Annotated in this window: 28 protein-coding genes and 1 pseudogene; 24 read left to right on the top strand and 5 right to left on the bottom strand. The window is 72.2% G+C overall.

Annotation, left to right across the window (positions count from 1 at the left end; all coding sequences use genetic code 11):
- Positions 1–17: 17 nt before the first annotated feature.
- From ABB07_RS30930 to ABB07_RS30995, 14 genes are all read left to right on the top strand, one after another.
- Complete coding sequence (locus ABB07_RS30930; RefSeq protein ID WP_208901802.1) at positions 18–1,019, top strand: FKBP-type peptidyl-prolyl cis-trans isomerase; 1,002 nt, start codon at positions 18–20, stop codon at positions 1,017–1,019.
- 133 nt (positions 1,020–1,152) lie between these two features.
- Positions 1,153–1,524, top strand: coding sequence for an FKBP-type peptidyl-prolyl cis-trans isomerase (locus ABB07_RS30935; RefSeq protein WP_208901803.1), 372 nt, complete (start codon positions 1,153–1,155; stop codon positions 1,522–1,524).
- A 200-nt stretch (positions 1,525–1,724) separates the two neighbouring features.
- Positions 1,725–2,678, top strand: a complete 954-nt coding sequence (locus ABB07_RS30940; protein WP_055709517.1) for a helix-turn-helix transcriptional regulator — start codon at positions 1,725–1,727, stop codon at positions 2,676–2,678.
- Between the two features lie 16 nt (positions 2,679–2,694).
- The gene (locus tag ABB07_RS30945; RefSeq protein WP_208901804.1) at positions 2,695–3,687 is read left to right on the top strand and encodes a helix-turn-helix transcriptional regulator; all 993 of its coding nucleotides are present in this window, start codon (positions 2,695–2,697) and stop codon (positions 3,685–3,687) included.
- Positions 3,688–3,866: 179 nt separating this feature from the next.
- The gene (locus ABB07_RS30950) at positions 3,867–4,127 is read left to right on the top strand and encodes a hypothetical protein (RefSeq protein ID WP_228619074.1); all 261 of its coding nucleotides are present in this window, start codon (positions 3,867–3,869) and stop codon (positions 4,125–4,127) included.
- 10 nt (positions 4,128–4,137) lie between these two features.
- Positions 4,138–4,332, top strand: a complete 195-nt coding sequence (locus tag ABB07_RS30955; RefSeq protein WP_208901806.1) for a hypothetical protein — start codon at positions 4,138–4,140, stop codon at positions 4,330–4,332.
- A gap of 242 nt (positions 4,333–4,574) precedes the next feature.
- Complete coding sequence (gene tatA, locus ABB07_RS30960; protein ID WP_208901807.1) at positions 4,575–4,859, top strand: Sec-independent protein translocase subunit TatA; 285 nt, start codon at positions 4,575–4,577, stop codon at positions 4,857–4,859.
- Between the two features lie 47 nt (positions 4,860–4,906).
- Positions 4,907–5,851: a twin-arginine translocase subunit TatC gene (tatC, locus tag ABB07_RS30965; protein WP_208901808.1), complete on the top strand. Its 945-nt coding sequence runs from the start codon at positions 4,907–4,909 to the stop codon at positions 5,849–5,851.
- 98 nt (positions 5,852–5,949) lie between these two features.
- Positions 5,950–8,802: a DEAD/DEAH box helicase gene (locus ABB07_RS30970; RefSeq protein WP_208901809.1), complete on the top strand. Its 2,853-nt coding sequence runs from the start codon at positions 5,950–5,952 to the stop codon at positions 8,800–8,802.
- Between the two features lie 335 nt (positions 8,803–9,137).
- A complete protein-coding gene (locus ABB07_RS30975; protein WP_244189567.1) occupies positions 9,138–10,805 on the top strand; it encodes an ATP-binding protein in 1,668 nt (555 codons plus the stop codon).
- Positions 10,802–11,206, top strand: coding sequence for a roadblock/LC7 domain-containing protein (locus tag ABB07_RS30980; protein ID WP_208901810.1), 405 nt, complete (start codon positions 10,802–10,804; stop codon positions 11,204–11,206). The genes ABB07_RS30975 and ABB07_RS30980 overlap by 4 nt, the downstream gene beginning before the upstream one ends.
- Positions 11,203–11,619 carry a DUF742 domain-containing protein gene (locus ABB07_RS30985; protein WP_208901811.1) on the top strand — a complete coding sequence of 139 codons (417 nt, stop codon included), beginning with the start codon at positions 11,203–11,205 and terminating at the stop codon, positions 11,617–11,619. Before ABB07_RS30980 ends, ABB07_RS30985 begins: the two co-directional genes overlap by 4 nt.
- Positions 11,600–12,220: a GTP-binding protein gene (locus ABB07_RS30990; RefSeq protein ID WP_208901812.1), complete on the top strand. Its 621-nt coding sequence runs from the start codon at positions 11,600–11,602 to the stop codon at positions 12,218–12,220. Before ABB07_RS30985 ends, ABB07_RS30990 begins: the two co-directional genes overlap by 20 nt.
- Before the next feature lie 45 nt (positions 12,221–12,265).
- Positions 12,266–13,762, top strand: coding sequence for a cytochrome P450 (locus tag ABB07_RS30995; protein WP_208901813.1), 1,497 nt, complete (start codon positions 12,266–12,268; stop codon positions 13,760–13,762).
- Positions 13,763–13,798: 36 nt separating this feature from the next.
- On the opposite strand, the gene ABB07_RS31000 is transcribed toward ABB07_RS30995, so the two are convergent.
- On the bottom strand, positions 13,799–14,749 hold the full coding sequence (locus tag ABB07_RS31000; protein ID WP_208901814.1) for an RluA family pseudouridine synthase: 951 nt from the start codon (positions 14,747–14,749) through the stop codon (positions 13,799–13,801).
- 66 nt (positions 14,750–14,815) lie between these two features.
- Here ABB07_RS31000 and ABB07_RS31005 point away from each other — a divergent pair, with 66 nt between their 5' ends.
- The 5 genes from ABB07_RS31005 (at position 14,816) to ABB07_RS31025 (ending at position 19,035) form a co-directional block, all read left to right on the top strand.
- Entirely contained in the window at positions 14,816–15,397 is a 582-nt protein-coding gene (locus tag ABB07_RS31005) for a GNAT family N-acetyltransferase (RefSeq protein ID WP_208901815.1), read from the top strand.
- Positions 15,398–15,500: 103 nt separating this feature from the next.
- A complete protein-coding gene (locus tag ABB07_RS31010; RefSeq protein WP_208901816.1) occupies positions 15,501–16,130 on the top strand; it encodes a PadR family transcriptional regulator in 630 nt (209 codons plus the stop codon).
- A gap of 180 nt (positions 16,131–16,310) precedes the next feature.
- A complete protein-coding gene (locus ABB07_RS31015; protein WP_208901817.1) occupies positions 16,311–17,318 on the top strand; it encodes an ATP-binding cassette domain-containing protein in 1,008 nt (335 codons plus the stop codon).
- Positions 17,315–18,091, top strand: coding sequence for an ABC transporter permease (locus ABB07_RS31020; RefSeq protein WP_208901818.1), 777 nt, complete (start codon positions 17,315–17,317; stop codon positions 18,089–18,091). The genes ABB07_RS31015 and ABB07_RS31020 overlap by 4 nt, the downstream gene beginning before the upstream one ends.
- 11 nt (positions 18,092–18,102) lie before the next feature.
- Complete coding sequence (locus ABB07_RS31025; RefSeq protein ID WP_208901819.1) at positions 18,103–19,035, top strand: 5'-nucleotidase; 933 nt, start codon at positions 18,103–18,105, stop codon at positions 19,033–19,035.
- Between the two features lie 11 nt (positions 19,036–19,046).
- Here the strand turns inward: ABB07_RS31025 and ABB07_RS31030 are convergent, their stop codons facing one another.
- The 3 genes from ABB07_RS31030 to ABB07_RS31040 all read right to left on the bottom strand — a co-directional run bounded on the left by ABB07_RS31030 (position 19,047) and on the right by ABB07_RS31040 (position 21,337).
- Complete coding sequence (locus tag ABB07_RS31030; protein WP_208901820.1) at positions 19,047–19,892, bottom strand: siderophore-interacting protein; 846 nt, start codon at positions 19,890–19,892, stop codon at positions 19,047–19,049.
- Positions 19,893–20,004: 112 nt separating this feature from the next.
- The gene (locus ABB07_RS31035) at positions 20,005–20,934 is read right to left on the bottom strand and encodes a 5'-3' exonuclease (RefSeq protein ID WP_208901821.1); all 930 of its coding nucleotides are present in this window, start codon (positions 20,932–20,934) and stop codon (positions 20,005–20,007) included.
- A 46-nt stretch (positions 20,935–20,980) separates the two neighbouring features.
- Positions 20,981–21,337, bottom strand: coding sequence for a hypothetical protein (locus tag ABB07_RS31040; RefSeq protein ID WP_208901822.1), 357 nt, complete (start codon positions 21,335–21,337; stop codon positions 20,981–20,983).
- Positions 21,338–21,424: 87 nt separating this feature from the next.
- Here ABB07_RS31040 and ABB07_RS31045 point away from each other — a divergent pair.
- The 3 genes and pseudogenes from ABB07_RS31045 to ABB07_RS31055 all read left to right on the top strand — a co-directional run.
- Positions 21,425–21,532, top strand: a pseudogene (locus ABB07_RS31045) (glycine/betaine ABC transporter ATP-binding protein); the annotation flags it as partial.
- A 358-nt stretch (positions 21,533–21,890) separates the two neighbouring features.
- The gene (locus tag ABB07_RS31050; protein WP_208901823.1) at positions 21,891–22,460 is read left to right on the top strand and encodes a helix-turn-helix domain-containing protein; all 570 of its coding nucleotides are present in this window, start codon (positions 21,891–21,893) and stop codon (positions 22,458–22,460) included.
- Positions 22,460–23,179, top strand: a complete 720-nt coding sequence (locus ABB07_RS31055) for a helical backbone metal receptor (RefSeq protein ID WP_208901824.1) — start codon at positions 22,460–22,462, stop codon at positions 23,177–23,179. Before ABB07_RS31050 ends, ABB07_RS31055 begins: the two co-directional genes overlap by 1 nt.
- On the opposite strand, the gene ABB07_RS31060 is transcribed toward ABB07_RS31055, so the two are convergent.
- Complete coding sequence (locus ABB07_RS31060; protein WP_208901825.1) at positions 23,091–24,254, bottom strand: TDT family transporter; 1,164 nt, start codon at positions 24,252–24,254, stop codon at positions 23,091–23,093. The two genes, ABB07_RS31055 and ABB07_RS31060, sit on opposite strands and share 89 nt — an antisense overlap.
- A gap of 71 nt (positions 24,255–24,325) precedes the next feature.
- On the opposite strand from ABB07_RS31060, the gene ABB07_RS31065 reads away from it, so the two are divergent.
- Together ABB07_RS31065 and ABB07_RS31070 are read left to right on the top strand one after the other, a co-directional pair.
- Positions 24,326–25,273, top strand: a complete 948-nt coding sequence (locus tag ABB07_RS31065) for a LysR family transcriptional regulator (protein WP_208901826.1) — start codon at positions 24,326–24,328, stop codon at positions 25,271–25,273.
- 338 nt (positions 25,274–25,611) lie between these two features.
- Positions 25,612–26,565 (top strand): phosphotransferase, encoded by a 954-nt coding sequence (locus ABB07_RS31070; protein WP_208901827.1) that lies wholly within the window; start codon positions 25,612–25,614, stop codon positions 26,563–26,565.
- Positions 26,566–26,674 lie beyond the last annotated feature (109 nt).

Here is a 26,674-nt window from a genome sequence, read left to right on the forward strand (position 1 = left end):
GATTACGAGGCTCTTCCGTGCGCCGACGTTCCCTCTTCCTCGCCGCCGTACCCGCAGGACTGGTCACTGTCGCCGGTTGCGGTGGCGGCAAGTCCGGCTCGAGCAAGGCGAGTGCCTCGCCGGCGCCCTCGGTGTCCTCGGTGCCTCCGCCGAAGATTGTGGAGGGGCCGTTGCCGGCGATCACGGCGGGCACGAAGTTCGGTGAGAAGCCGACGGTGGCCAAGGGCCCGGGCGAGCCGTCGAAGAACCTGGCGGTGCGGACGGTGATCGCGGGCGGTGGCCGTACGATCGCGGAGAACGACTTCGTCCAGGCGAACTACCTGGGTCAGATCTGGGACACGGGCAGGGTCTTCGACAACTCCTACGACCGCAAGGCCCCGCTGGTCATCCAGCTCGCGCAGGGCAGCAGCATCGACGGCTGGCGGTATGGACTGACGGGCAGGAAGGCCGGCAGCCGTGTCCTGATGGCGGTGCCGCCCGCCTGGGGCTACGGCACGTCGGGTGAGCCGCGGGCGGGCATCAAGGGCACCGACACGATGGTGTTCGTCGTCGATGTGATCGATGTCTTCAACTCCAAGAGCTCCTCCCACGGCAAGCCGGTTCCGCAGACCGACGCGGCGCTGCCGAAGGTCGCGACGAACACGGACGGCGCCGTCCCGAAGGTCACCGTGCCCAAGACCGCCCCGCCGAAGAAGCTCGTGTCGGTCTATGTCCTGGAGGGCGACGGTCCCGAGCTCACGGCGGACCAGACGGCTCTGTGCCAGTTCCAGGGTCTGGTGTGGGAGAGCGGCAAGAGCCTGGGGCAGACGTACGGCTCGGGGCGGCTGAGCCAGCTCTCGTTGCCGCGGATCGGGCAGCTGGTCCAGGGGCTGGCGCAGGGTCTGACCGGCAAGAAGGTGGGCAGTCGCGTGCTGGTCGTCGTACCGCCGGGGCTGGGCTACGCCAGCCCGCCGCCCGGTGGAGTCATCAAGAAGGACTCCACGCTCGTCTACACGGTGGACATTCTCGCGGCGATGTAGCCGGCGCTGTCCGTGGCGGGTGGGGAGCCGGTGTCCGTGGCGGGTTGGAGAGCGGGTGTCCGTGACGGGTGGCGGGGTGTGGGGATGAAAGACTGTCCGCGTTTCGTGTCGTACACAAGCAGGAGCTTTTGACGTGAGCATCGATAAGCCCGAGATCGACTTCCCGGGTGGCGAGCCCCCGGCGGACCTCGAGATCAAGGACATCTGGGAGGGCGACGGGCCGGTGGCGCAGGCGGGTCAGACCGTCACCGTCCACTACGTGGGTGTCGCCTTCAGCACCGGCGAGGAGTTCGACGCCAGCTGGAACCGTGGCACGCCGTTCCGCTTCCCGCTGGGTGCGGGCCGTGTCATCGCGGGCTGGGACCGGGGTGTGCAGGGCATGAAGGTCGGCGGCCGGCGCCAGCTGACCATCCCCGCCCGCCTCGCCTACGGCGACCAGAGCCCGACCCCGGCGATCAAGCCGGGCGAGACGCTGATCTTCGTGGTGGACCTGCTGGGCGTCTGAGCCCCGCCTGGTTCCGCTTCTGGTCCACGGATGACGCACCTGATCCGCAGCTGATCCACATCTGATCGACCGGCCGGATCCGACCGGTTCCGATCACCTGGGGCCCATGCCTGCCCGGGCATGGGCCCTCGGCTTTTGCCACCGCACCCGGGAGCGGTACGGTCATCGGTCGGAAGCACTAGGAAAGGCGAAGGGCGTCGATGGCCATTGCCAAGGCCGAGCGGCTGATGAACCTCGCGCTGTGTCTGCTCGGCACACGGCGGCCTCTCAGCAAGCGCGAGCTGCGGGAGTCCATCGAGGCCTACCTGGAAGCGGGCAGTGACGACTCCTTCAACCGCATGTTCGAGCGGGACAAGGACGATCTGCGCGAGCTGGGCCTGGTCATCGAGACGGTGGAGAACCTGGACGGCGAGGTCGGCTACCTCGCCCGCCGGGACAGCAACCGGCTGCCGCCCATCACCCTGGACGCCGAGGAGGCCGCGGCGCTCGGTCTGGCCGCGAAGGTGTGGCAGCAGGCCCGGCTCGCCGGCGCGGCCAGCGGTGCCCTGCAGAAGCTGCGTGCAGCGGGGCTGCCCGAGGACGTCGACCCGTACGAGGCGCACGGCGCCCTGGAGCCCCGTATCCCGGTGCACGAGGCCGCCTTCGAGCCGCTGATGCTGGCCTGCCGGGACCGCCGCCCGGTCGTCTTCGACTACCGCAAGGCCTCCGCCGCGCACCCCGAGCCCCGGCATGTGGAGCCATGGGCGCTGGAGTGCTGGCGCGGCCACTGGTACCTGGCCGGTTTCGACCGGGACCGGGGTGCCGAGCGCGTCTTCCGGCTCTCCCGGATCACCGGCCGGGTCCGCTCGCGCGGTACGGGCTTCACCGCGCCCGTGCCCGACGTCGTCACGGTACGCGAGACCGTGGCGAGCTGGGCGGGCGAGATCGCCGACGGTACGGCGCTGATCCGGCTGCGCTCCGGCGCCGGTTACCCCCTTCGGGCGAAGGCCACCGGGGTGCGGGAACTCGGCGACGGCTGGGACGAGTTGGAGATTCCGTACGGGCACGGCCTGGACGCCTGGCTGGTGGAGTTCGGGCCGGACGTGGTGGTCCTGGAGCCGGCCGAGCTGCGTGCGGACGTGGTGGACCGGCTGCGTGCCGTGGCCAAGGGCTGACAGGGGGAGCAGGACTGTGGCAGGCAAACCGGTCAGGCCCGTGAACGCCATCGACCAGACCCGGCGGATGCTGTCCCTGGTGACGTATCTCAGGGAGCGGCCCGGCGCCCGCATCGCGGACGTCGCGCGTGCCTTCGGGATCACCGAGGACGAGCTGGTCGCCGACCTCGATCTGCTGCCGATGTGCGGCACCAGCTTCCGCGGCGGCGACCTGCTGGACATCGACACCGACGGCGAGCGGATCTGGTGGCACAACGCGGCCGCGCTGGGCGAGGAGGCCGCCGAGCCGCTGCGGCTGGCCGCCGACGAGGCCACCGCGCTGCTGGTGGCCGCCCGCGCGGTCTCGACCCTGCCGGGCCTGCGCGAGAGCGACCGTCAGGCCCTGCTGCGGGCCACCGCGAAGGTGGAGGCCGCCGCCGGTGAGGCCGCCGGTGCCAGCTCCCGGCTGTCGGTGACCTTCGAGTCCGAGGGCGGGGTCTTCGCCGACGTCGACCGGGCGATCTCCGAGCGCCGCCGGCTGTGGATCCGCTACTACTCCCCGGCCCGCGACGAGGTCACCGAGCGCGAGATCGACCCGATCCGGCTGGTCAGCGTCGGCCACACCTATGTCGAGGCCTGGTGCCGCCGCTCCGAGGCCCGGCGCACCTTCCGGCTCGACCGGGTCGCGGAGATCCGCATCCTGGACGAGCCGTCCGCGCCGCCGGAGATAGAGCTGCGCGACCTCTCCGAGGCCCTGGTGCAGCCGGCCGCCGAGGACCCGGAGGTCGTCGTCGAGGTCGGCCCGGGCGGCCGCTGGGTGGCCGAGTACTACCCGCACGACAGCGCCGATGAGCTCGCCGACGGCGGGCTGCGTATCACTCTGCGCACCCCCGACCCGGCCTCCCTGCGCCGCCTGGCGCTGCGACTCGGCCGCGACGGCCGGATCGTCTCCCCGCCGGAGCTGGCGGAGAGCGCCCGGAGCGCGGCGGCCGAGGCCCTGGCGGCGTACGACACGGCGCCGTCGGAGTGAGCCGCCGGGGCGCTGGGCGCCCTAGGGGGGCGCGAGGCGGTGTTGAACATGCGGCTCCGCCGCGGGGAGCGACCGGCCGCGACGGCGCCGCAGCCGGCAGCGGCGCCGCGACGGCCGGTGAACGACCACGAGAAGGAGCGAGGCCTGTGAGCGAGTCTCCGGTGACCGGTGCGGGTGAGATGACGGTGGCGGCCGCCTTCGCCGGGATGAGGAGAGCGGTCCCCGTGGTGTTCAAGGCGGGCTGCCCGGACTGCCGGGGCCGCTTCGAGCTCGCCGCGAGCGCGCTGCGGCTCGCCATCGGTGCCACCAGCCGGACGACGTTCTACTCCTTCACCTGCCCCGAGTGCGGCGCCGCCGTCCGCAAGCCCGCCGGGGAACGCATCGTCGAGCTCCTCACCGGCGGCGGGGTCCGCACGCTGCGGCTGCACACCACCGTCTAGTCTCGACGTCATGTTCTGGCCGATGTGCGCGGTAGTGCTGGGTTTCCTGGGTCTCGCGGTGCTGGGGGTGCTCGCCGTCCGGGTCTTCCTGGAGGCGCGGCGGCTCGGGCAGCAGGTGGCGGACTCCGCGCGCCGCATCAACAGGGCCGCCGAGGACCTGGAGCGGGCGGCGGCCGGCGCGGCCCGCGCCGTGGACGCGCTGTGACGACCGCACGGCTGTGCGCTTTGGGTCACTTCGCCCTGTCACCCGACCGGTCCGTCCAGGTACGCTGCTGATCGCGGCCCGGAGAATTGAGGCGCGGTCCGCAGAGGGAGCGGGAGTACGCACGGGGATTGTTCTACGTTCACCCCCGGGCGTTACGATCGCTGCCTAGCACGATGGTCAGACAGTTGTCCGACCGGTCGGACAGGCCCCGCCGCCCCGCCTCAGCGAGAAGGTGAAGACTTATGTTTCGTGGCGCACTTGAGCCGTGGCACCTGGTGCTGCTGATTCTCGTGATCGTCCTCGTGTTCGGCTCCAAGAAGCTTCCGGACATGGCGCGTTCGCTCGGCAAGTCCGCGCGCATCCTGAAGAGCGAGGCCAAGGCGATGAAGGAAGAGGGCAAGCAGGCCTACAACTCCCCGGAGCCCGCCGAGGAGCAGTCCCCTGCCCAGCGCACCATCCAGGCCGCGCCCGGCGACGTGACCAGCTCCCGGCCGGTCAGCGAGCCGACGGACACGACCCAGCGCTGAGGCGAGGACCGGGACATCCGGTCCGCTGCATGAGATGAGGATGTGGGTTGCTCAAGTCTGCCCGCAAGAAGGAGAGAGATCCCGAGGGGCGGATGCCGCTCGCGGATCACCTGCGTGAGCTGCGCAACAGGCTCGCGAAGGGCATCCTGGCGATCATCGTCGTCGCGGTGATCGCGGCCTTCTTCTACAAGGACATCATCGACGTCATCACCAGGCCGGTGCTGGACTCGGTCGGTTGCGGGCAGTCCTTCGGGGAGCTGGCCAAGACCAAGAACGTTCACTGCGCGCACATCACGGTCAGCGGCCTGCTGGCGCCGTTCACGCTGGCTCTGAAGGTCGCGCTGACCACGGGCGTCGTGCTGGCGGCACCGATCTGGCTCTACCAGCTGTGGGCCTTCGTCGCGCCGGGCCTGCACCGGCACGAGAAGAAGTACGCCTACGCGTTCGTCGGATTCGGTTTCCCGCTCTTCCTCGGCGGCGGCTACCTCGCCTACAACATCCTGCCGATGACGGCGAAGGTGCTGATCGACCTGACGCCCAGCGGCGCGGAGAACCTGCTGCCGCTGGATGACCTGCTCGACCTGGTCACACGCATGGTCGTCGTCTTCGGACTGGCCTTCGAGATGCCGCTGCTGCTGGTCATGCTGAACCTCACCGGCGTGCTGTCAGGCCGGCGGATGCTCGGCTGGTGGCGCGGCATGGTGGTCGGCATCGCGGCTTTCGCGGCCGCGGCCACGCCCAGCCCCGACCCGGGGACGATGCTGGCGCTGGCGGCGCCGATCTGGGCGCTGTACTTCATCGCCGTGGCCATCTCGCTGCTCAACGACCGGCGCCGGGCGCGCCGCGAGGCGGCGGGTCCCGCCGACGACGAGGCCTCCGAGCTGGACCTCACGCCCGAGGACATCGGCGAGGTCGAGCCCGTCGCCGCCAGCCGGGCCCTGCCCGAGCAGGCCGGCCCGGACCGGATCAACGGCTACGACGACGTCACCTGAGCCCGGCGCCGCGGCGCCCGGCGAACCGCGCACGATGCCCCCGCCCCTGATGAGGGACGGGGGCATCGGCGTTGGTCGATCAGCCCACGTTCCGGATAATGATCGTCCTGTTGTCAGTGGGGCCCGGTACGCTCGAAAGCACGATGACAGAGGACCTCTCACCGGCCGAGCGGTACGCGGCAGCCCGCAGGCGGGCAGCCGAGCAGGCCACCGCGCTCGCGTCCTTCCGCGAGATGTACGACTTCGGCCTCGACCCCTTCCAGATCGAGGCCTGCCAGGCACTCGAGGAGGGGAAGGGCGTACTGGTGGCCGCCCCCACCGGCTCGGGCAAGACGATCGTGGGCGAGTTCGCCGTCCACCTCGCCCTCGGGCAGGGCAAGAAGTGCTTCTACACGACACCCATCAAGGCGCTGTCGAACCAGAAGTACGCCGACCTGTGCCGCCGCTACGGCACCGGCAAGGTCGGCCTGCTCACCGGCGACAACAGCGTGAACTCCGACGCCCCGGTGGTCGTGATGACCACCGAGGTCCTGCGGAACATGCTCTACGCCGGCTCCCAGACCCTCCTCGGCCTCGGCTACGTGGTCATGGACGAGGTGCACTACCTCTCCGACCGCTTCCGCGGCGCCGTCTGGGAAGAGGTGATCATCCACCTGCCCGAGTCGGTGACCCTGGTGTCGCTGTCGGCGACCGTGTCCAACGCCGAGGAGTTCGGTGACTGGCTGGACACCGTCCGTGGCGACACCGAGGTGATCGTCGCCGAGCACCGGCCCGTGCCGCTGTTCCAGCACGTGCTCGCCGGGCGGCGGATGTACGACCTGTTCGAGGAGGGCGAGGGCCACAAGAAGGCCGTCAACCCCGACCTGCTCCGCCTCGCCCGCATGGAGGCGACCCGGCCGTCGTACCAGGACCGGCGGCGCGGCCGCGCCATGCGCGAGGCCGACCGGGAGCGGGAGCGCAGACAGCGCTCGCGGGTGTGGACACCGGGCCGGCCCGAGGTCATCGAGCGACTGGACTCCGAGGGCCTGCTCCCGGCCATCACCTTCATCTTCAGCCGCGCCGCGTGCGAGGCCGCCGTACAGCAGTGCCTGTACGCGGGCCTGAGACTGAACGACGAGGAGGCGCGGGAACAGGTCCGTGCCCTGGTCGAGGAGCGCACCGCCCACATCGCGCCCGAGGACCTGCACGTCCTCGGGTACTACGAGTGGCTGGAGGGCCTGGAGCGCGGTATCGCCGCCCATCACGCGGGCATGCTGCCGACGTTCAAGGAGGTCGTCGAGGAGCTGTTCGTCCGCGGCCTGGTCAAGGCGGTGTTCGCCACCGAGACCCTCGCGCTGGGCATCAACATGCCCGCCCGCTCGGTGGTGCTGGAGAAGCTCGTGAAGTGGAACGGCGAGCAGCACGCCGACATCACGCCGGGCGAGTACACCCAGCTCACCGGCCGCGCCGGCCGCCGGGGCATCGACATCGAGGGCCACGCGGTCGTGCTGTGGCAGCGCGGCATGAGCCCCGAGCACCTCGCCGGTCTCGCGGGCACGCGCACGTACCCGCTGCGCTCCAGCTTCAAGCCGTCGTACAACATGGCGGTCAACCTGGTCGAGCAGTTCGGCCGGCACCGCAGCCGCGAGCTGCTGGAGACCTCCTTCGCGCAGTTCCAGGCCGACAAGTCGGTCGTCGGGATCTCCCGCCAGGTGCAGCGCAACGAAGAGGGCCTGGCCGGCTACAAGGCCTCCATGACCTGCCACCTCGGAGACTTCGAGGAGTACGCGCGGCTGCGCCGCGAACTGAAGGACCGGGAGACCGAGCTGGCCCGGCAGGGCGCGGCCCAGCGCCGCGCGGAGGCCGCCGTCGCCCTGGAGCGGCTGAAGCCGGGCGACGTCATCCACGTCCCCACCGGCAAGTACGCCGGCCTGGCGCTGGTGCTGGATCCGGGGCTGCCCGCCGGCCGGTCCAACGGCCACCGGGGCCTCGACCACCTCGACGGTCCGCGCCCGCTGGTGCTGACCGCCGAGCGGCAGGTCAAGCGGCTGGCGTCGATGGACTTCCCGGTGCCGGTCGAGCCGCTGGACCGGATGCGGATCCCGAAGTCCTTCAACCCGCGCTCGCCGCAGTCCCGCAGGGACCTCGCCTCCGCGCTGCGCAGCAAGGCCGGGCACATCCCGCCGGAGCGGGCCCGCAAGAAGCGCTCGCAGGCCGCCGACGACCGCGAGCTCGCCCGGCTGCGGACCGCGATCCGCGCGCATCCCTGCCATGGCTGCAACGACCGTGAGGACCACGCCCGTTGGGCCGAGCGCTACCACCGGCTGCTGCGCGACACCTCGCAGCTGGAGCGTCGCATCGAGGGCCGTACGAACACCATCGCGCGGACCTTCGACCGGATCGTGGCCCTGCTGACCGAGCTGGACTACCTGCGCGGCAACGAGGTCACCGAGCACGGCAAGCGTCTGGCCCGGCTGTACGGCGAACTCGACCTGCTGGCCAGCGAATGCCTGCGCGAGCGGGTCTGGGAGGGGCTCGACCCGGCCGAACTCGCCGCCTGCGCCTCGGCGCTGGTGTACGAGGCGCGGGTCGGCGACGACGCGATGGCGCCCAAGCTGCCCTCGGGCAGGGCCAAGGCCGCGCTCGGCGAGATGGTCCGGATCTGGGGCCGGCTGGACGGTCTGGAGGAGGAGTTCCGGATCAACCAGACCGAGGGGGTCGGGCAGCGCGAGCCGGACCTCGGCTTCGCCTGGGCCGCGTACATGTGGGCCTCGGGCAAGGGGCTCGACGAGGTGCTGCGCGAGGCGGAGATGCCCGCGGGGGACTTCGTGCGGTGGTGCAAGCAGGTGATCGACGTGCTGGGCCAGATCTCCGCGGCGGCTCCCGCCGAGGGCTCGACCGTGGCGAAGGCCGCGCGCAAGGCCGTCGATCAGCTGCTGCGGGGAGTCGTCGCCTACTCCTCGGTGGGGTGAGCCGCACCTGACGGTGCCAGGGGGGCCGTTTCGGCCCCCCTTTTCACTTATCACGGTGAGTCACTTTCGCATGCCCGCACGCCGTGACCGAACGTGTTCGAATTGAAGCTGGGCGTGTAAATGGAGCCGAGCGTACTCCTGCCGCACGGGCGATTTCAGGTGCTTGCCGAATATGACACGGCGATGATCCGGTCGGACTAAGCTCGCCCGCGGCGCACCGAGTTGAGGCGAATTCGTGCGTCTGTTCCCAAACATGCGATAGATCCCGACAGTTCCATGAACCTTCCCCCCGAAAGCTCCCCCGACACCCAGCCGATTCATCTCAGAAGGCATCCATGGTGAGTGTTCAGAAGCCTCCCGGTGGCCGTGAACGTCCTTATGCGCGCGTCCTGTTGCCGCCGGCCATAGTGATGGCCGGTGCGACCGCCGCAGCCGTAGCCCTGGGGCCGGCGTCGGCCCGGATCGCCGTCGGCGTGGTCGGGGCGGTGGCCCTGCTGCTGATCCTGGCCACCGGCTCGGAGGCCGCCCGCCGCGGCCGGAGGCTCCGCGAGGAACAGGCCGAGCACGCCCGTCACAGGGCGTATCTGGAGCACCGGCTCGCCGCCCACGACGACCTCATCCAGCGCTTCGCCACCGACGTCATCCCGCACGGCCATCTGCGCCTGCGGGCCGGAGAACCGCTGCGGGACGTGATGGTCAACGGCTACGACGTCGACCCCGAACTGCGCGCCCTGCCCGACCCCTACCGGGAGATGTTCCGCGCCGCGATGCGCGGAGCCGACCGCGAGATCAACATGCGCGACGCCACCGAGCGCTCCTTCGTGAGCATCGCCCGCCGCGTCCAGGCCATCGTCCACCAGCAGTCCAACGAACTGCGCGAGATGGAGGAGGACCACGGCCGCAACCCCGAGGTCTTCGACGACCTGCTGCGCATCGACCACGGCACCTCACTGATCGGCCGTCTCGCCGACACCATCTCCGTCCTCGGCGGCGGCCGACCCGGCCGCCAGTGGCCGCTTCCGGTCTCCCTCTACAGCACGCTGCGCGGTGCCATGTCGCGCATCCTGGAGTACCGCCGCATCCAGCTGAACTCCATCGTCAACATCAACATCAAGGGCACCTCCGTCGAGCCGGTCATCCACGCCGCCGCCGAGCTCTTCGACAACGCCACCCGCTACTCGCCGCCCACGGCCAAGGTGCACGTCACCGCCACCGAGGTGCAGGCCGGTATCGCCATCGAGATCGAGGACGCCGGCGTCAGCCTCAGCGAGGAGTCCCGCGCCCGCATCGAGAAGATGATCGAGGACGCCAAGAACCTCGACGACGCCCACAACCTCGGCGAGAACCCGCGCCTCGGCCTCGCCGTCGTCGGCCGGCTGTGCAAGATGTTCGACATGGAGGTCTCGCTGCGGGCCTCCGCCTACGGCGGTTGCCGCGCGATCCTCGTCGTGCCGCGCGTGATGACCACCACCGAGCCCGGTGTCGGCGCCGCCCACGGCATCGGCGCCACCGGCACGCCGATTCCCGCGCTCGGCGCGGTCGAGGGACCCAAGCGCCCGCCGAAGCGGCGCCGCCCCACCAGCCCCAAGATCCCCGCCGGGATCTCCATGGAGGACGACGTCCCGGTGGTCACCGAGTGGACGGCGGGCGGCCTGCCGCAGCGCCGCAGCCGGATGAAGACCCCGATCAGCCAGCGCTTCGCCGAGCAGGCCGAGGTCGAGCAGGCCGAACGCGAGGGCAGGCCCACCATCTGGTCGCAGCCCAAGCCCGCACCGGAGCCCGAGATCGACCCCGAGCGCAAGAAGCTCATGGAACGGCCGCTCGGCCAGGGGATCGAGGACTTCTGGAACGGCCTGCGCAAGGGCATGCCCGAGGACGCCACCGGGCCCGAGCTCACCGACTTCACGAGGCACCCGGAAAAGTACGTGCACCTGCTCAACGACTATGCGGACGAGCCCGTCGAGGGCACCACCGAGGCCGACGACGAGGGGGACCTCAAGTGATCCAGCAGCGAGGCAACATCGACTGGATGCTCAAGCAGCTCAACGACGGCGTGCCGGGCATCGAGATGATCGTGGTCCTCTCCGCGGACGGACTGCGCATCGCGCGCTACGGCAGCGACCCCGACGCCTGCGACCGGGTGGCCGCCGCCTGCGCGGGCGTGCAGAGCCTGGCCGGCGCCATCATCAAGGAGCTGCCCGGCGCCGGCGACATGAAGGTCGTCGTCTTCGAGATCGAGGGCGGCTACTTCTACCTGATGAACGCCGGCGACAACGCCTACCTCGCCGTGCTCGCCGACGTCACCTGCGAGCCGGGCCGGATGAGCGGCATGATGCGCGACCTCGTCGTCCGGATCGGGGCCCATCTCACCAGTCCGCCCCGGCGGAACGGGCAGACCGTATGACTCCTCCACGACGCAAACGGCGCGAGCCGAAGCCCCCGCCGCCCCCGCGGCCACCGGCGCCCGAGCCGGCGGACGGAGAGGCCAAGCCGAAGAACCCCGAGCGGCTGTACACCGTCGCCGGATCCGAGGACGGCGCACGCGCCGAACTCGACCTCGTGACGTTGATCGTGGCGCGCGACGAGCCCCACCTGGCCGCCTCACCGGAGCAGGCCGCCGTCCTGCGGCTCTGCGCCAACCCCCTGTCCGTGGCCGAGCTCTCGGCCTACCTGAACCTGCCGTTCAGCGCGATGACCGTCCTGATCACCGAGCTGATCACGGCCGAACTGGTGCAGGTGCGCGCCCCGGTCGTCCGCCGGGCGCTCCCCGACCGTTCACTCCTCGAAGCGGTGATGCATGGACTTCAACGGCTCTGACACCATCCCCGGACCACGCACCGAGGACCATCTGCCGCACACGGCCGAGACCGCGGTGAAGATCGTGATCGTGGGCGGTTTCGGTGTCGGCAAGACCACCATGGTCGGTTCCGTCAGCGAGATCAGGCCGCTGACCACCGAGGAGACCATGACCCAGGCCGGCATCGGCGTGGACGACAACTACGGCTCCGAGTCCAAGACCGCCACCACCGTGGCCATGGACTTCGGCCGCATCAGCATCACCGACAAACTGGTGCTCTACCTCTTCGGCACCCCCGGCCAGGAACGCTTCTGGTTCCTGTGGAACGGCCTGTTCGAGGGCGCGCTCGGCGCGGTCGTCCTCGTCGACACCCGGCGTCTGGAGGTCAGCTTCGACGTCATGGGCCGCCTGGAGGAGCGCGGCGTGCCCTTCGTCGTCGCCGTCAACTCCTTCCCGGACGCCCCCCGTTACCCGGTCGAGGAACTGCGCACCGCGCTCGACCTGACCCCGGAGATCCCGATCGTCGAGTGCGATGTACGCCGCCGGGCCTCCAGCAAGGACGTGCTGATGACCCTGATGCGCTTCCTGCACTCGATCGCCCTGTCCCGCGCCCTCGCCTGAACCCCGGCCGACCGACCCCCACCCCTTTCGTTCCGGAGCGACACCGTGACGTCTGAACCCTCGTCCCTGACCGACACAGACTCCACCCCCGCACCGCCGCCGGGCTGCCCCGCGCACCGCACCGGTCCCGGCGGGCTGCACCGGCTCTACGGCCCCGACGCGGAGGACCTCGGCGGCCTCTACGAGCGGCTGCGCGAGCAGCACGGCGCCGTGGCCCCCGTCCTGCTGCACGACGACGTACCGATGTGGGTGGTCCTCGGGCACGCCGAGAACCAGCACCTGGTGCGCAGCCCCTCCGTGTACACCCGCGACAGCCGGATCTGGACCCCGCTGGTGGAGGGCATGGTCAAGCCCGACCACCCGCTGATGCCGCACATCGCCTGGCAGCCGATCTGCTCGCACGCCGAGGGCGACGAGCACCAGCGGCTGCGCGCGGCGGTCACGGCGGCCATGGACACCATCGACCACCGCACCGTGCGCCGCCACATCGGCCGTCACACCCAGGGCCTGGTCAACAGCTTCTGCGAACGCGGCCGGGCCGACCTGGTCTCCCAGTTCGCCGAGCATCTGCCGATGGCCGTCATGTGCGAGATCCTCGGCATGCCCGAGGAGTACAACGACCGGATGGTGCAGGCCGCCCGGGACGCCCTGAAGGGCACCGAGACCGCCATCCAGAGCCATGCCTACGTCATGGACGCGCTGAGCCGGCTCACCACCCGGCGCCGCGCCCGGCCCGAGGAGGACGTGACCAGTCACCTGATCACCCACCCGGCCGGACTCAGCGACGACGAGGTCCGCGAACACCTGCGGCTCGTCCTCTTCGCGGCCTACGAGGCCACCGCCAACCTCCTCGCCAACGCGCTGCGCATGGTCCTCACCGAGCCCGGCTTCCGCGCCCAGCTCAGCGGCGGCCAGATGACCGTGCCGGAGGCGATCGAGCAGTCCCTGTGGGACGAGCCGCCGTTCAGCACCGTCCTCGGCTACTACGCCAAGCAGGACACCGAGCTGGGCGGCCAGCGCATCCGCAAGGGCGACGGCCTGCTCTTCGCGCCCGCGCCGGGCAACCTCGACCCGCGCATCCGCCCCGACCTGTCCGCGAGCATGCAGGGCAACCGCTCCCACCTCGCCTTCGGCGGCGGTCCGCACGAGTGCCCCGGCCAGGACATCGGCCGCGCCATCGCCGACGTCGGCGTCGACGCGCTGCTGATCCGCCTGTCCGACATCCAGCTCGACTGCGCCGTCGACGATTTGCGCTGGCGTTCGTCCATCGCCTCCCGGCACCTGGTGTCCCTGCCCGTGCGCTTCGAGCCGAAGCCGCAGCAGGACGTCAACGTGCTACCCAGGCCCATGCCCGTCCCGCCGCAGCGGACCTGGCAGACCGGCGTCCCGCGCGGCCCCGAGCAGCCCGCGGCCGCCGCACCCCGCCCCGCCCCGCTCCCTCCGGTGGCCCCCGCGCCCATCCCCACGGCTCAGGCCGCGGAACCGGCGGCCCGCCGGAAGGGTGTCTGGCGGCGGCTGCTCAACTGGTGGCGGGGCGAGTGACCGCGCCCGAGGGGGCGCGGCTGGTCCAGCGGCGGCTCAGTCCCCGCCCGCCCAGCCGTCGTACGACTCCCACGCCCGGAGCACACGCCCGCTGACGAACGTGTGCTCCGCGCCGGTGACCGGATCGGTGAACTCCAGCTTCCGTGCGAGCAGTTGCAGCGGGCGCCGGAAGTCGCCGGCCGGCACCGGGGCGGTCACCTCCGGGTACAGCGGGTCGCCGAGGATGGGCACGCCGAGCGCGTTCAGATGCACCCGCAGCTGATGGGTCTGCCCGGTCGCCGGGACGAGCCGGTACCGGGCCAGGGTGCCCCGGTGCCCGGCCCGCTCGACGTACGTCTCGGCGTTGGGCTCGCCCACGACCTCGCGGGCCGCCTGCACCCCGCGCTCCTTCACGATCCGGCTGCGCACGGTCCGGGGCAGGGCCAGTGAGGGGTCGTACGGGGCGATCGCCTCGTACTCCTTGCGTACCCGCCGGTCCCGGAACAGCGTCTGGTACGCCCCGCGCTCCTCGGGCCGCACGGTGAACAGCACCAGCCCCGCCGTGAGCCGGTCCAGGCGGTGCGCGGCGGTCAGCGTCGGGATGCCCAGCTCGCGCCGCAGCCGGGCCAGCGCGGTCTCGGCCACATGGCTGCCGCGCGGGGTCGTGGCGAGGAAGTGCGGCTTGTCGGCGACGACGATGTGCGCGTCCCGGTGGACGATCTCCACCGGGTACGGGACCGGCACCTCGGCGGGCAGCTCGCGGTGGAACCACACGAACATCCCCGGCTCGTACGGCGCGTCCGGCGCCACCGCGTGCCCGTCGGCGCCGACGATCAGCCCGGAGTCCAGCATCGACTCGATCATCCCGGGTGCCGCCCCCGTCAGCCGCTCCACCAGATGCTCGCGCACGGTGGCCCACGTCCCGCCGTACGGCAGCCGGATCCGCACGGGGTCGACCCCGTCGCGCTGGGGGAGCGGGGCAGGAGGGGGTGGCGTACGGCGTCTCATCGGGGTCAAGGGTACGAGGCGGAAACCGGTGGGCCGGCGGCCGTCCCGTCGGCCAGGATGCCCCTCATGCCGTATCTCACCAGCCCGGTCGTGCCGGCCGGCACCCTCAACCGTGTCCCTCAGCCCAGCCTTCCCACCGGCGACGGCCTGCTGCTGCGCCCCTGGCACGCGCGGGACGCGCCCGCGGTGCACGCCGCCTTCCAGGACCCGTTGATGCACCAGTGGCACATCAAGGCCGCCGACTCCGAGGAGGAGGTGGCCGGCTGGATCACCCAGTGGCAGCAGTGCTGGAAGGACGAGCGCGAGGCCCAGTGGGCCGTCGTGGACGCGGACACCGACGCACTGCTGGGCCGGGTCGCGCTGCGCGAGATCCTGCTCGGCGACGGCTGCGCCGAGGTCGCGTACTGGACGGTGGCAGGCGCGCGTGGCCGGGGCGTCGCGGTGCGGGCCACCACCACGCTGACCCGCTGGGCGTTCGAGGAGGTCGGCCTGCACCGCCTCGAACTCTCGCACGCCACCGCCAACGAGGCCTCCTGCCGCGTGGCCGCCAAGGCCGGTTTCGCCGCCGAGGGCACCAGGCGCAGCGCCCTGCTCCACCCCGACGGCTGGCACGACATGCATCTCCACGCACGCGTGCGGGGCGACTGACCGCGGTGCGTGACTACTCCATACACGATACATCGTGAGTATTGACTGTCGCGAGTCGAACGCGATATGTTCGTGTGCGGATATTCGGAAGCGAGGTGATGCCATGGCCATGAAGCGCCGCAAGCTCGGCAACCCGCTGGCGCTCGCGGTGATGGCGACCCTCTGGCAGAAACCCATGCATCCGTACGAGATCGCCCAGACCCTGCGCCGCCAGGGCAAGGACACCAGCACGAAGATCAACTACGGCTCGCTCTACACGGTCGTGCAGAACCTCGAGAAGCACGGCTTCGTCGAGGTGACCGACGTCGAGCGGCAGGGGAACCGCCCCGAGCGCACGGTGTACGGGCTGACCGACGCCGGGCGCGAGGAGCTGACCGAGTGGCTGTCGGACCTCGTCGCCGTCCCGGTGAAGGAGTACCCGATCTTCGAAACCGCCCTGTCGCTCATGGGCGCGCTGCACCCGGACGAGGTGGTGCGGCTCCTTCGGGAGCGGCTCAGTGCGCTGGAGGTCCAGGTGGCGAGCGGGCGGGGAGCGCTGGAGAAGCTGTCCGAGACGCTGCCCCGGCTCTTCCTCGTCGAGACCGAGTACCAGCTGCACATGACCGCGGCGCAGGCCGAGTGGGTCCGCGGCTTCCTGACGGAGATCGAGGAGGGCACACTGCCGGGCGTCGACGGCTGGCGGCACTTCCACGAGACCGGGGAGCTGCCACCGGAGTTCACCGCGTCCACCTGACACAGCTGACCCAGGACACGACCCCGGCGGGGCTGTTGCAGCAGCTCCGCCGGGGTCTCGAACCCCGAAACGGATCCGCCGTGCGGCGGCTCCGGGCCATCGAGGTGCGGCACACCCAGGATAGCCCGGCGCTCTTCACGTGGATCTTCCATCCCTCACACACGCAGGAGAGCAGTCGTCATGAACACCCGTGCGCCCGCCGTGGAGGCGCGCCGGCTCGTCAAGACCTATCCCGGTGACGTCACCGCCCTGAGCGGTATGGACATCACCGTGGCACCGGGCACCGTCTTCGGACTCCTCGGCCCCAACGGCGCCGGCAAGTCCACCACCGTCAAGATCCTCACCACCCTGGCCCGCCCCGACTCCGGCACCGCCACCGTCGCCGGGCACGACGTGCTGCGCCACCCCGACCGGGTGCGCCGCGCGATCGGCGTGGTCGCCCAGCAGTCCGGCGCCGACCCCGTCGCGACCGGCCGGGAGAACCTGCACCTCCAGGGCCGGCTCTACGGGTTGACCGGTACGGCCCTGAACCGGCGGGTGGACGAGCTGCTGGAGCGGTTCGCCCTGGCCGACGCCGCCCGCCGGCCCGTCAAGGGCTACTCGGGCGGCATGCGGCGCCGCCTGGACGTCGCCCTCGGGCTGGTGCACCGGCCCGAGGTGCTCTTCCTGGACGAGCCGACCACCGGCCTCGACCCGGAGGCGCGCACCGCGATGTGGGACGAGATCGGCCGGCTGGCCGGTGAGGAGGGCCTGACCATCCTGCTCACCACGCATTATCTGGAGGAGGCCGACCGGCTCGCCGAGCGCATCGCGATCGTCGACCGCGGCCGGATCGTGGTCGAGGGCACCCCGGACGCCCTCAAGGGCGAACTGCGCGGCGACGCCGTCCACCTGGAGCTGAGCGAGCCGGTCGGCGAGGCCGGCCGCACGCTGCTCACCGGCGCCCTGACCGCGCTGCCCGGGGTGCACGAGGCGCTGTGCGAGGGGCGCCGCATCAGCGTCCGCGCCGACGACGGGGCGGCCAGTGTGCCCGCCCTGCTCGCCGCGCTGGACCGGGCCGGGGTCACCGTCTCCTCGGCCACCGTCGCCCGGCCCTCGCTGGACGACGTCTATCTGCGCCACGCGGGCCGCCGGTACGCGGAGGCGGAGGCCGAGACCGGGGCCGTACTCGCCGGAGGTGTGCGATGAGCGCCGCCCTCACCCAGACCTGGTACATGACGCAGCGTCAGCTCCGGGTGTTCGCCCGGCAGCCCGCCTACGCGGCCATCACCCTGATCCAGCCGGTGATCTGGCTGTTCCTGTTCGGCAGCCTCTTCAAGAAGATCGTCCAGCTGGGCGGCTTCGGCACCACCTCCTACCTGGACTACCTGGTGCCGGGCGTGGTGGTGATGAGCGCGCTCAGCTCCAACATGTGGGCCGGGATGGCCACCTTGGAGGAGATCCAGCGCGGCACGCTCGACCGCTTCCTGACCACCCCGGTCAGCCGGGCCGCGCTGATGAACGGCAACGTCGTCAACAACGGCCTGGTGACGGCGTTCCAGTCGCTGGTCATCGTGCTGCTCGGCCTGCTCGGCGGCGCGCACTACCCCGGCGGTGTCGGCGGCGTCGCGATTCTCGTGCTGGCTGCCGTGCTGCTCGGCACGGTCTTCGGGGCGCTGTCCAACGCGCTCGGCATGCTCGTGCGCGAACGCGAGTCGATCATCGGCATCAACACGTTCCTGCTGCTGCCGCTGACGTTCCTCTCCAGCGCCTTCATGGCACCCTCGCAGATGCCCGGCTGGATACGGCACATCGCCGACTTCAACCCGCTCGACTGGGCCATGGTGGCGGGCCGTTCCGCGCTGTCCGAGCATCCCGACTGGGGTGACGTCCTGGGCCGCGGCGGGGCGCTGCTGGCGCTGGCGGTCGCGGCGGTGTGGCTGTCGATCCGCACCTTCCGCTCGTACCAGCGGTCGGTGTGATGATGTAGGGCATGCCGCCCTACGACCTCGCGAACCGGCTCGTCGTCGGTGTCGCCTCCAGCGCCCTGTTCGACCTGCGGGAGTCGGACGCGGTCTTCCGCGAGCAGGGCGAGGAGGCCTACCGGGCCTACCAGGAGCAGCACGTGGACGACACGCTCCGGCCCGGGGTCGCGTTCGCGTTCATCCGCAGGCTGCTGTCGCTGAACGACCTCGGCGAGCCGGGAGACCCGCTCGTCGAGGTCATCATCCTCTCCCGCAACGACCCGGACACGGGCCTCAGGGTCATGCGGTCGATCGAGGCCCATGAACTGCCGGTCAGCCGGGCGGTGTTCATGCAGGGCCGGGCGCCGTACGCGTTCATGACCGCGCTGAACATGTCCCTGTTCCTGTCCGCCGACGGCGACGACGTGCGCGGGGCGGTGGCGGCCGGACTGCCGGCCGGGCATGTGCTCGGATCGTCGTACGCGGACGACCCGGACGACCGGGAACTGCGGATCGCCTTCGACTTCGACGGGGTGCTCGCCAGTGACGCCGCCGAGCAGGTGTACCAGTCCGGCGGCCTGGAGGAGTTCCGCGCGCACGAGACCCGCAACGCGGCGACCCCGCACGACCCGGGACCGCTGCGGGACTTCCTCGCCGGGGTGAACCGGATACAGCGCCGGGAGGAGGCGCGGCGCAGGACCGACCCGGACTACCCGAGCCGGGTCCACGTCTCCATCGTGACCGCGCGCGCCGCGCCGGCCCACGAGAGGGCCGTGCGGAGCCTGAAGCAGTGGGGCGTGACGGTCAACGGCGCGTTCTTCCTCGGGGGCATCGAGAAGGGCGCGGTCATGAAGGTGCTCAGGCCCCACATCTTCTTCGACGACCAGGTGACACACCTGCGGAGCACGTCCCGGACCACACCGAGCGTGCACATCCCGTTCGGGAAGATCAACGAGAGCTGAGCGGGCCGCGCTCAGGCCGCAGCCGCGCCGCTCTCCTGCTCGGCCTCGATACGGGCGTTCCACTCCCGCTTGGAGGCCTGCCAGCCGTCCTCGTTGTGCCCCAGGCGCCAGTAGCCGGAGATCGACAGGTCCTCGCGCGGGATGTCCCGCTCGACCCGCAGCAGCCGGCGCAGCTCCTTCACGAAGCCCGCCTCGCCGTGCACGAACGCGTGCACCCGGCCCTCGGGGAATTCCAGCGTGCGTACGGCCTCCAGCAGGGCCTGGCCGACCGGCCGGTCCCCGCGGTGCAGCCAGACCACCCGCACATCGGAGTCGATCTTCTGCTCCTCCTCGGGGCCGGACACCTCCACGAAGGCATGGGCGCGGGCGCCGGCGGGCAGCGCCTCCAGGGACCGTGCGATCGCGGGCAGCGCGCTCTCGTCACCGGCGAGCAGATGCCAGTCGGCCGCGGGGTCGGGGGCGTAGGCGCCGCCGGGACCCATGAAGCGCACGGTCTCGCCCGGCCGCACACGGGTGGCCCACGGGCCGGCCAGGCCCTCGTCGCCGTGGACGACGAAGTCCAGGGTCAGCTCGCGGTGTTCGGCATTCCAGGCGCGCACGGTGTAGGTGCGGGTGACCGGCCACTGCTCCTGCGGGAACTCCGCGCGGATCCGCTCCAGGTCGAAGGGTTCCGGGTAGGTCACGCCGTCGGGGCTGAAGAGCAGCTTCACATAGTGGTCGGTGCAGGTGTCCGCCGCGAAGTCGGCCAGACCCCCGCCGCCGAGCACCACGCGCTGCATGTGCGGGGTCAGCCGCTCGGTGCGGACCACATGGGCGGTGCGGGTCTTGCGCGGCTTTCGTACCGGACGCTCTGCCATCACGACCTCCAGCAGGATGGTTAGGTTTACCTAAGTTAGCATCTCGCTTCCCTGGAACACCCCTTTCCCGAGCGGCGGCTGAGAGCCCTTTGCCGGAATATTCCGGTCGAGGTCACACGGGACGCTCGGCGAGCGTGGTCAGCAGCCGCTGCAGGGACCCGCCGAGCCCCCATCGCCCGGCCAGCGCCTCCAGGGCCGCCGGGTCACGCGGCGCGTGCGGCAGGGCCGTGTCGACGTCCGGCAGCGGCACGTCGTCCGCCACCCGCACCACCTTGGGCGCGACCGCGACATACGGCTGGGCCTCGGTGAGCCGCTTGCGCTGCGACGGCGTGAGCCTGGCCCGCGGGTCGTCGACCGCCGCCATGATCCCGGCCAGGTCGCCGAACTCGGCGAGCAGCTTGGCGGCCGTCTTCTCGCCGATCCCGGCCACGCCCGGCAGGCCGTCGCTCGGGTCGCCGCGCAGCAGCGCCAGATCCGCGTACCCCCGCCCGTCGACGCCATACTTCGCGCGCAGCACCGCCTCGTCGGTCAGCTGCAGGGTGCCGACGCCCTTCAGCGGATACAGCACCCGGATCCCGCGCGCGTCGTCCACCAGCTGGTACAGGTCCCGGTCGCCGGTGACGATGTCCACCGGGCCCCGGGCGCGCGCGGTGAACGTGCCGATCACGTCGTCCGCCTCGTACCCCGCGACGCCGACCCGGGCGATGCCGAGCGCGTCCAGCACCTCCTCGATGACCGGCACCTGCGGGGAGAGGGTGTCCGGCACCTCCTCCACGTCCGGTGCGTCCTCGTGTTCCTCGGCGACCCGGTGCGCCTTGTAGGTGGGGATCAGGTCCACCCGCCACTGCGGCCGCCAGTCCGCGTCCATGCAGGCCACCAGCTCCTGTGGCCGGTGGTCCCTGACCAGCCGGTCGATGAAGTCCAGCAGCCCGCGCACGGCGTTCACGGGCGTGCCGTCCGGCGCCTTCACGGAGTCCGGGACGCCGAAGTAGGCGCGGAAGTACAGCGATGCGGTGTCGAGCAGCATGAGTCGTCCGGTCACGCTCGCATCATGCCGTACGGCACTGACAGTCACCCGGCACCGACGGTCACCCGGTCAGCGACAGCAGCCACCTCCAGCGCGGCTGCTCCAGGACGAGCGCCGCGCAGGCCAGCAGGGTCGCGGGCACGGCGGCCCAGGCCGGCCACAGCCACCACGCCGACACCACCGCGGCGACCAGCTGCAGCAGCACGAACAGGATGGTGACCCAGCCGGGGACGGGCAGGATCACCTTGGCCTTGTCGCCCGGAGTGGCGAAGACCGTCGGCACACCGATGAGCACCACCAGCGACAGCACGGCCAGTGGCCAGGAGTACCCGGCCAGGGCCCAGGGCGTCGCCACCCAGGCGACGAGCTCCGTGGCGAATCGGAAAGCGGACGGGACCCTGTCGTCGGGTCGTTCCACGGTTGCCCCCTCAACTGCGGTAGGCGGGCATCGTAGCCGCGCTGTGCGGTGAGTCACTTAAAAGTTTGACCATCTCAGGCCGGGCACCTGTTCAAGGTGTTCGGCGGACGACCGGACCGAGCGGTGGAACGCCTGCGGCAGGGCGCGGACCGGAAGGAGCTGCGCGCCGACGGCACCACCGCCGCCGTGATCGACGAGCGTCCGGCGCGGCCCGCCCTTGGCGGTATCACCGCGTACATGAGGCCCGCTGCACCGGGCACGGCAAGGATCCGGCCAACCACGGTCCGTGACGAGCCTTGGCCCACACCCGGGGCCCCCGCCCTGCTGGTCGGCATATTCACCCGCGGCCGCGACCCCGCCCACGACCGGCCCGGGGCCCCCTCCCACTGGCGCGAACCGTGAGGGTGCGGGCCCGGCGGCATGACGGGGATGTGACAGCCGCGTGAAACGGTTTGCCGAACATGCGTAGGGTGCAGAGAAGTCATCAGAAGAGGTGTGCCGCGACGCGGGCACCCGGAGAGCGGCACGACGAGCGAGGGAGGGAGCCGGAGCGATGGGCGACCACAAAGAACAGCCCGTGCGGGTGGGCGCGGCCGTCCGGCGGCGCCGCCGTGCCCTGGAACTGACCCTCGCCGTCGTGGCCGAGCGCAGCGGCCTGTCGGTGCCCTTCCTCAGCCAGGTCGAGAACGACCGGGCCCGCCCCAGCCGCACCTCGCTGGAGAAGCTCGCCGACGCCCTGCGCACCACGGCCGTCGAACTCCTCGCCGCCGCCGACCCGGCGGCCAGCGTGGACGTCGTCCGCGCCGACCCGGTCGCCGAGGGCGACTTCCAGCCCCGGACCCGCTCCCTGGTACGCGGCCACCACCAGCTGCACGCCTCCGAGTTCACCGGCGACCACGACGCCGGCCGGGAGTTCCAGCACCGCAACGACGAGCTGATGTACGTCGCCGACGGCGCGGTGGAGATCGAGGCGGAGGGGCGCGCCTATCGCCTCGGACGGGGCGACACCCTGTACCTGACCGGTGGGGTGCGGCACCGGTGGCGGGCGACCGTGCCGGACACGCGGGTGATCGTGGTGGCGGTGGCCGAACACATCGAGGCCGTGCAGGACCGGTCGCGGTAGTGCGCGTCGTCTCCCTGGTCCCGTCCCTCACCGAGGCGGTGGCGCTGACGCTGCCCGGGGTGCTGGTCGGCGCCACGGACTGGTGCAGCCGTCCGGCCGGCCTGGACGTCACCCGGACCGGCGGGACGAAGAACCCCGACCTCGACCGGATCCTCGCCCTCGCCCCCGACCTGGTGATCGCCAACGAGGAGGAGAACCGCGCCCCCGACCTCGGGGCTCTGCGCGCCGCGGGCCGTGACGTGCTGGTCACCGAGGTGCGCAGCGTTCCGCAGGCCTTCGCCGAGCTGGCGCGGGTGCTCGGCGCGTGCGGTGCGCCGGGGCGGCCCCGCTGGCTCGAGGATGCGGAGGCGGCCTGGGCGGGGCTGCCGGAGCCGGCCGAGCGCGGGACCGCGGTCGTACCGGTCTGGCGGCGGCCCTGGATGGTCCTCGGGCGGGACACGTTCGCCGGCGATGTGCTGGCCCGGCTCGGCGTCGACCACCTGTACGCCGGTCACCCCGACCGCTACCCCCGCATTCCCCTGGACGAGCTGCGGGCAGCGGCCCCGGACCTGGTGGTGCTGCCCGACGAGCCCTACCGCTTCACCGCCGACGACGGCCCGGAGGCCTTCCCCGGCCTGGCCTGCGCCCTGGTCAGCGGGCGGCACCTGACCTGGTACGGCCCGTCACTGGCCGAGGCGCCACGGGTGCTCGCCGAGGCGCTGCGAGCAGCTCGCCGCTGAGCAGACCCCGTACGGTGCCGGCGGCGGCCACCGCCCAGGCGGCGGCGAGCAGGGCGTACAGGCCGACGGCCAGCGCGTCGTAGACCGCCAGGCCGGTGTGGCGGGCGAGCGCCATGGCGCCGGTGACACAGGTGCCCACCGGGAAGGTGAACGCCCACCAGCTCATCGCGAACCGCATGCCCTGCCGGCGGGCCCGCACCACGTGCGCGATCGCCAGGGCCAGCCAGAGCAGCGCGAACCCCATGACCGGCACCCCGTAAAGGACGGCGAGGACGGCGAGGCCACGGGCGTCCGCGGCCGGTACCACCCCTGGAGCCGCGTCCCCGATCTTGGCGACCGCGGTGGTGGACTGGCCGAGCGGACCCAGGACCAGGAACAGCGTCGGGGTGAGCGCGAGCGGCAGCGGGCCCGAGACCAGCCGGGCGAAGACCAGCGAGAGCATCAGCAGCGTCGCGAGCAGGCTCAGCCCGAACAGCGCGAGACAGGCCAGCAGCAGGGTCTCGCGGGGCTGGCCCGCGGGCAGATGCGGTACCAGCAGCGGGCCGAGCGCGGCCGACACCATCGGCGCCACCAGCGGCAGCAGCCAGGCGGGCGTCGCCTGCGCGGGCTGGGCACGATGCCGTACGGCCATCAGGTACGGCACGGCCACGGCGGCCGCGAGCCCGACCGCCGTACCGGCGGTGAACAGCACGGCGTCCAGGACGACGGCCGTGCCCGGGCCGATCAGGTCCTTCCCGGCCGTCAGGGCACCGCCGCCGACCGCCAGCAGGGCCATCGACAGACACCCGTAGAACGGGGCCACGGCGGGGTCCAGGAGATCCGCGCGGGCCCGGTCGCGGTGGTGGGCCCAGTGCAGGGCCCGGGCCGCGAGCAGGGCCACCAGCAGGAGCAGGGACGCCGCCCAGGCTCCGGCGAAGACGGCGCGCAGGCCCGCCGCGTGCGCGGGCAGCGCGACGCCGGCCGAGCCGAGGATGGCGGTGCCCATGACGGCGGCGTACCAGTTGGGGCCCAGGTGACGGACCCGGGCGGCGCGGGGAAGGGAAGGGGCGGGCAAGGGCTGGGCTGCGGTGACCATGGTCCCCACGGTCCCGCCGGCGTCCGCCACCGACCAGGGAGTTCCTTTCTATCAGGGCATAAGCTGTGTTTATGAGTGAGGTGAAGGGACAGCGAGAGGGCCGCGAGGGCACGGAACCCGAGCGCACGACGTCACTGGCGCACCGGGTGCCGGACCTGGCCGCGCTGGAACTGCTGCTGGCGGTGGCGCGGCTGGGCAGCCTCGGTGCGGCGGCGCGCGAGGTCGGTATCACCCAGCCCGCCGCCAGCAGCCGGATCCGCTCCATGGAACGGCAGCTGGGTGTGGCCCTCGTCGACCGCTCGCCGCGCGGCTCCCGGCTCACGGACGCGGGCGCCCTGGTGACGGACTGGGCCCGCCGCGTGGTCGAGGCCGCGGCGGCCTTCGACGCGGGCGCGCGGGCGCTGCGGGACCGCCGGGACTCGCGCCTCAGGGTCGCGGCGAGCATGACCATCGCCGAGTACCTGCTGCCGGGCTGGCTCCTCGCGCTGCACGCCGAGCGCCCCGACACGGCGGTGTCCCTCCTCGCCGGCAACTCGGCGAAGGTCGCGGAACTGCTGCTGGGCGGGGAGGCGGACCTCGGGTTCGTGGAGGGGCTGTCGATACCGACGGGGCTGGACTCCGCCGTCATCGCCCGCGACCGCCTGATCGTCGTCACCGCGCCCGGCCATCCCTGGGCCCGCCGCAGGCGTCCCGTGACGGCGGAGGAGCTGGCGGGCACCCCGCTGATCCTGCGCGAGCGCGGTTCCGGCACCCGGCAGGTCCTGGACGCGGCGCTCGGCGGGCTCGCCCGGCCCCTGATCGAACTGTCCTCCACCACGGCGGTCAAGGCATCCGCAGTCAGTGGCGCGGGCCCCTCCGTCCTCAGCGAACTGGCGGTGGGGGAGGAGCTGGCCATGCGGCGCCTGGTCAGCATCCCGGTCGAGGGTGTGTCCCTGCGCCGGGACCTGCGCGCGGTCTGGCCGACGGGCCACCGCCCGACGGGCCCGGCACGGGAACTGCTGTCGCTGACACGGGGATGACGGGGCCGCTTCGTGGTGCAGCCCGGCTGGAGCTGGGCGGGGGTGGGTGTCGCTTGCCCGCGCTTGCGGGGTGCCGCTGCGCCCACCCGTGCCGCCCCAGCGGCACGACTGCCCGCAGCGGCGGCGGCGCCTCGAAGGCGCCGGCAGTGCAGCGCCCCGATAAGGGGCGCGGGGCTGTGTCGATATGCGGCTCCGCCGCGTGGGCGCGACCAGCCCACCACGGACCCGCACCCGGCAGCGATCCGCACCCCCTACGGCGCTCACCCGCCCGCCGCCACAACGGACCCGCACCGAAAATCCTTGGCCAGGCCGCGCAGCGACCCGGCACCATGCTTGGCATGACCATCACCGCCCCGCCCGCCGCAGGCGTCCGCGCCCCCTGGGAAGAGCTCCCCGCCGCCGTCCGGGACGCCGTGGGCGAGGTGCTCGGCGCGCCGGTCGTACGGTCGCGGACGCAGCCCGGCGGTTTCTCGCCGGGCGTGGCCGCACGGGTGCGGACCGCGGCGGGCGGCACCGGGTTCGTCAAGGCGGTGAGCGCCGCGGCCAACCCGCACAGCCCCGGCCTGCACCGCAGGGAGGCCCGGATCGCCGCCGCGCTCCCGGCCGCCGTACCCGCGCCGCGGCTGCTCGGGACGTACGACGACGGCACCTGGGTGGCGCTGGTCTTCGAGGAGGTGGCAGGCCACCAGCCGCAGGTGCCCTGGCGGCCGGACGAGTTGCGCCGGGTGCTCGACGCGGTGACCGTGCTCGGCCGCACCGGCACACCGTGTCCCATCGACGTACCGCCCGTCGCCGAGGAACTGGCGGACACCTTCGACGGGTGGCGCCGGCTGCTCGACGGCGAGGCCGGTGACGTGCGGGAGCGGCTCGGTGCCTGGACCGCCGAGCATCTGCCCGACCTCGCCGCGCTGGAGGCCGGCTGGGCGGCGGGCGCCTCGGGGGACACCCTGGCCCATGCCGACCTGCGCGCGGACAACGTGCTGCTCACGGCCGACGGGGGCGTCGCCTTCGTGGACTGGCCGCACGCCCTGCGCGCCGCGCCCTGGTTCGACCTGCTCGTCATGCTGCCGTGCGTGCGGGCCCAGGGCGGGCCCGATCCGGAGGAGGTGTTCAGCGCGCACCCGCTGGGCCGGGACGCCGACCGGGACGCCGTGACCGCCGCGCTGGCGGGCCTCAGCGGCTACTTCCTGCGCAGCTCCCTGAACCCGGCACCACCGGGCCTGCCCACCCTGCGCCCCTTCCAGCGTGCCCAGGGCGACGCCGCGCTGGAGTGGCTCAGAAAGCGGCTGTGACCACATCCGGCACCGCACGGCAGCCCGGCCGGACACCGGCTACGACGCCCGGCCGGGTACTGCCCACGGCTGTCGGGGCCAGGAACTGACGGGCCAGAAACTGACTCCG

Origin of the sequence: Streptomyces incarnatus (assembly GCF_001027185.1) — a bacterium.
GTDB lineage: Bacteria > Actinomycetota > Actinomycetes > Streptomycetales > Streptomycetaceae > Streptomyces > Streptomyces puniciscabiei.

Coding starts and splice junctions, on each gene's coding strand:
- ABB07_RS30940 (WP_055709517.1), top strand. CDS start 1,725: ATGGCCATTGCCAAGGCCGAGCGGCTGATGAACCTCGCGCTGTGTCTG.
- ABB07_RS30950 (WP_228619074.1), top strand. CDS start 3,867: ATGACGGTGGCGGCCGCCTTCGCCGGGATGAGGAGAGCGGTCCCCGTG.
- ABB07_RS30955 (WP_208901806.1), top strand. CDS start 4,138: ATGTTCTGGCCGATGTGCGCGGTAGTGCTGGGTTTCCTGGGTCTCGCG.
- tatA (WP_208901807.1), top strand. CDS start 4,575: ATGTTTCGTGGCGCACTTGAGCCGTGGCACCTGGTGCTGCTGATTCTC.
- ABB07_RS30970 (WP_208901809.1), top strand. CDS start 5,950: ATGATCGTCCTGTTGTCAGTGGGGCCCGGTACGCTCGAAAGCACGATG.
- ABB07_RS30975 (WP_244189567.1), top strand. CDS start 9,138: ATGGTGAGTGTTCAGAAGCCTCCCGGTGGCCGTGAACGTCCTTATGCG.
- ABB07_RS30985 (WP_208901811.1), top strand. CDS start 11,203: ATGACTCCTCCACGACGCAAACGGCGCGAGCCGAAGCCCCCGCCGCCC.
- ABB07_RS30990 (WP_208901812.1), top strand. CDS start 11,600: ATGGACTTCAACGGCTCTGACACCATCCCCGGACCACGCACCGAGGAC.
- ABB07_RS31000 (WP_208901814.1), bottom strand. CDS start 14,749: ATGAGACGCCGTACGCCACCCCCTCCTGCCCCGCTCCCCCAGCGCGAC.
- ABB07_RS31005 (WP_208901815.1), top strand. CDS start 14,816: ATGCCGTATCTCACCAGCCCGGTCGTGCCGGCCGGCACCCTCAACCGT.
- ABB07_RS31010 (WP_208901816.1), top strand. CDS start 15,501: ATGGCCATGAAGCGCCGCAAGCTCGGCAACCCGCTGGCGCTCGCGGTG.
- ABB07_RS31015 (WP_208901817.1), top strand. CDS start 16,311: ATGAACACCCGTGCGCCCGCCGTGGAGGCGCGCCGGCTCGTCAAGACC.
- ABB07_RS31020 (WP_208901818.1), top strand. CDS start 17,315: ATGAGCGCCGCCCTCACCCAGACCTGGTACATGACGCAGCGTCAGCTC.
- ABB07_RS31025 (WP_208901819.1), top strand. CDS start 18,103: ATGCCGCCCTACGACCTCGCGAACCGGCTCGTCGTCGGTGTCGCCTCC.
- ABB07_RS31030 (WP_208901820.1), bottom strand. CDS start 19,892: ATGGCAGAGCGTCCGGTACGAAAGCCGCGCAAGACCCGCACCGCCCAT.
- ABB07_RS31050 (WP_208901823.1), top strand. CDS start 21,891: ATGGGCGACCACAAAGAACAGCCCGTGCGGGTGGGCGCGGCCGTCCGG.
- ABB07_RS31060 (WP_208901825.1), bottom strand. CDS start 24,254: ATGGTCACCGCAGCCCAGCCCTTGCCCGCCCCTTCCCTTCCCCGCGCC.
- ABB07_RS31065 (WP_208901826.1), top strand. CDS start 24,326: ATGAGTGAGGTGAAGGGACAGCGAGAGGGCCGCGAGGGCACGGAACCC.
- ABB07_RS31070 (WP_208901827.1), top strand. CDS start 25,612: ATGACCATCACCGCCCCGCCCGCCGCAGGCGTCCGCGCCCCCTGGGAA.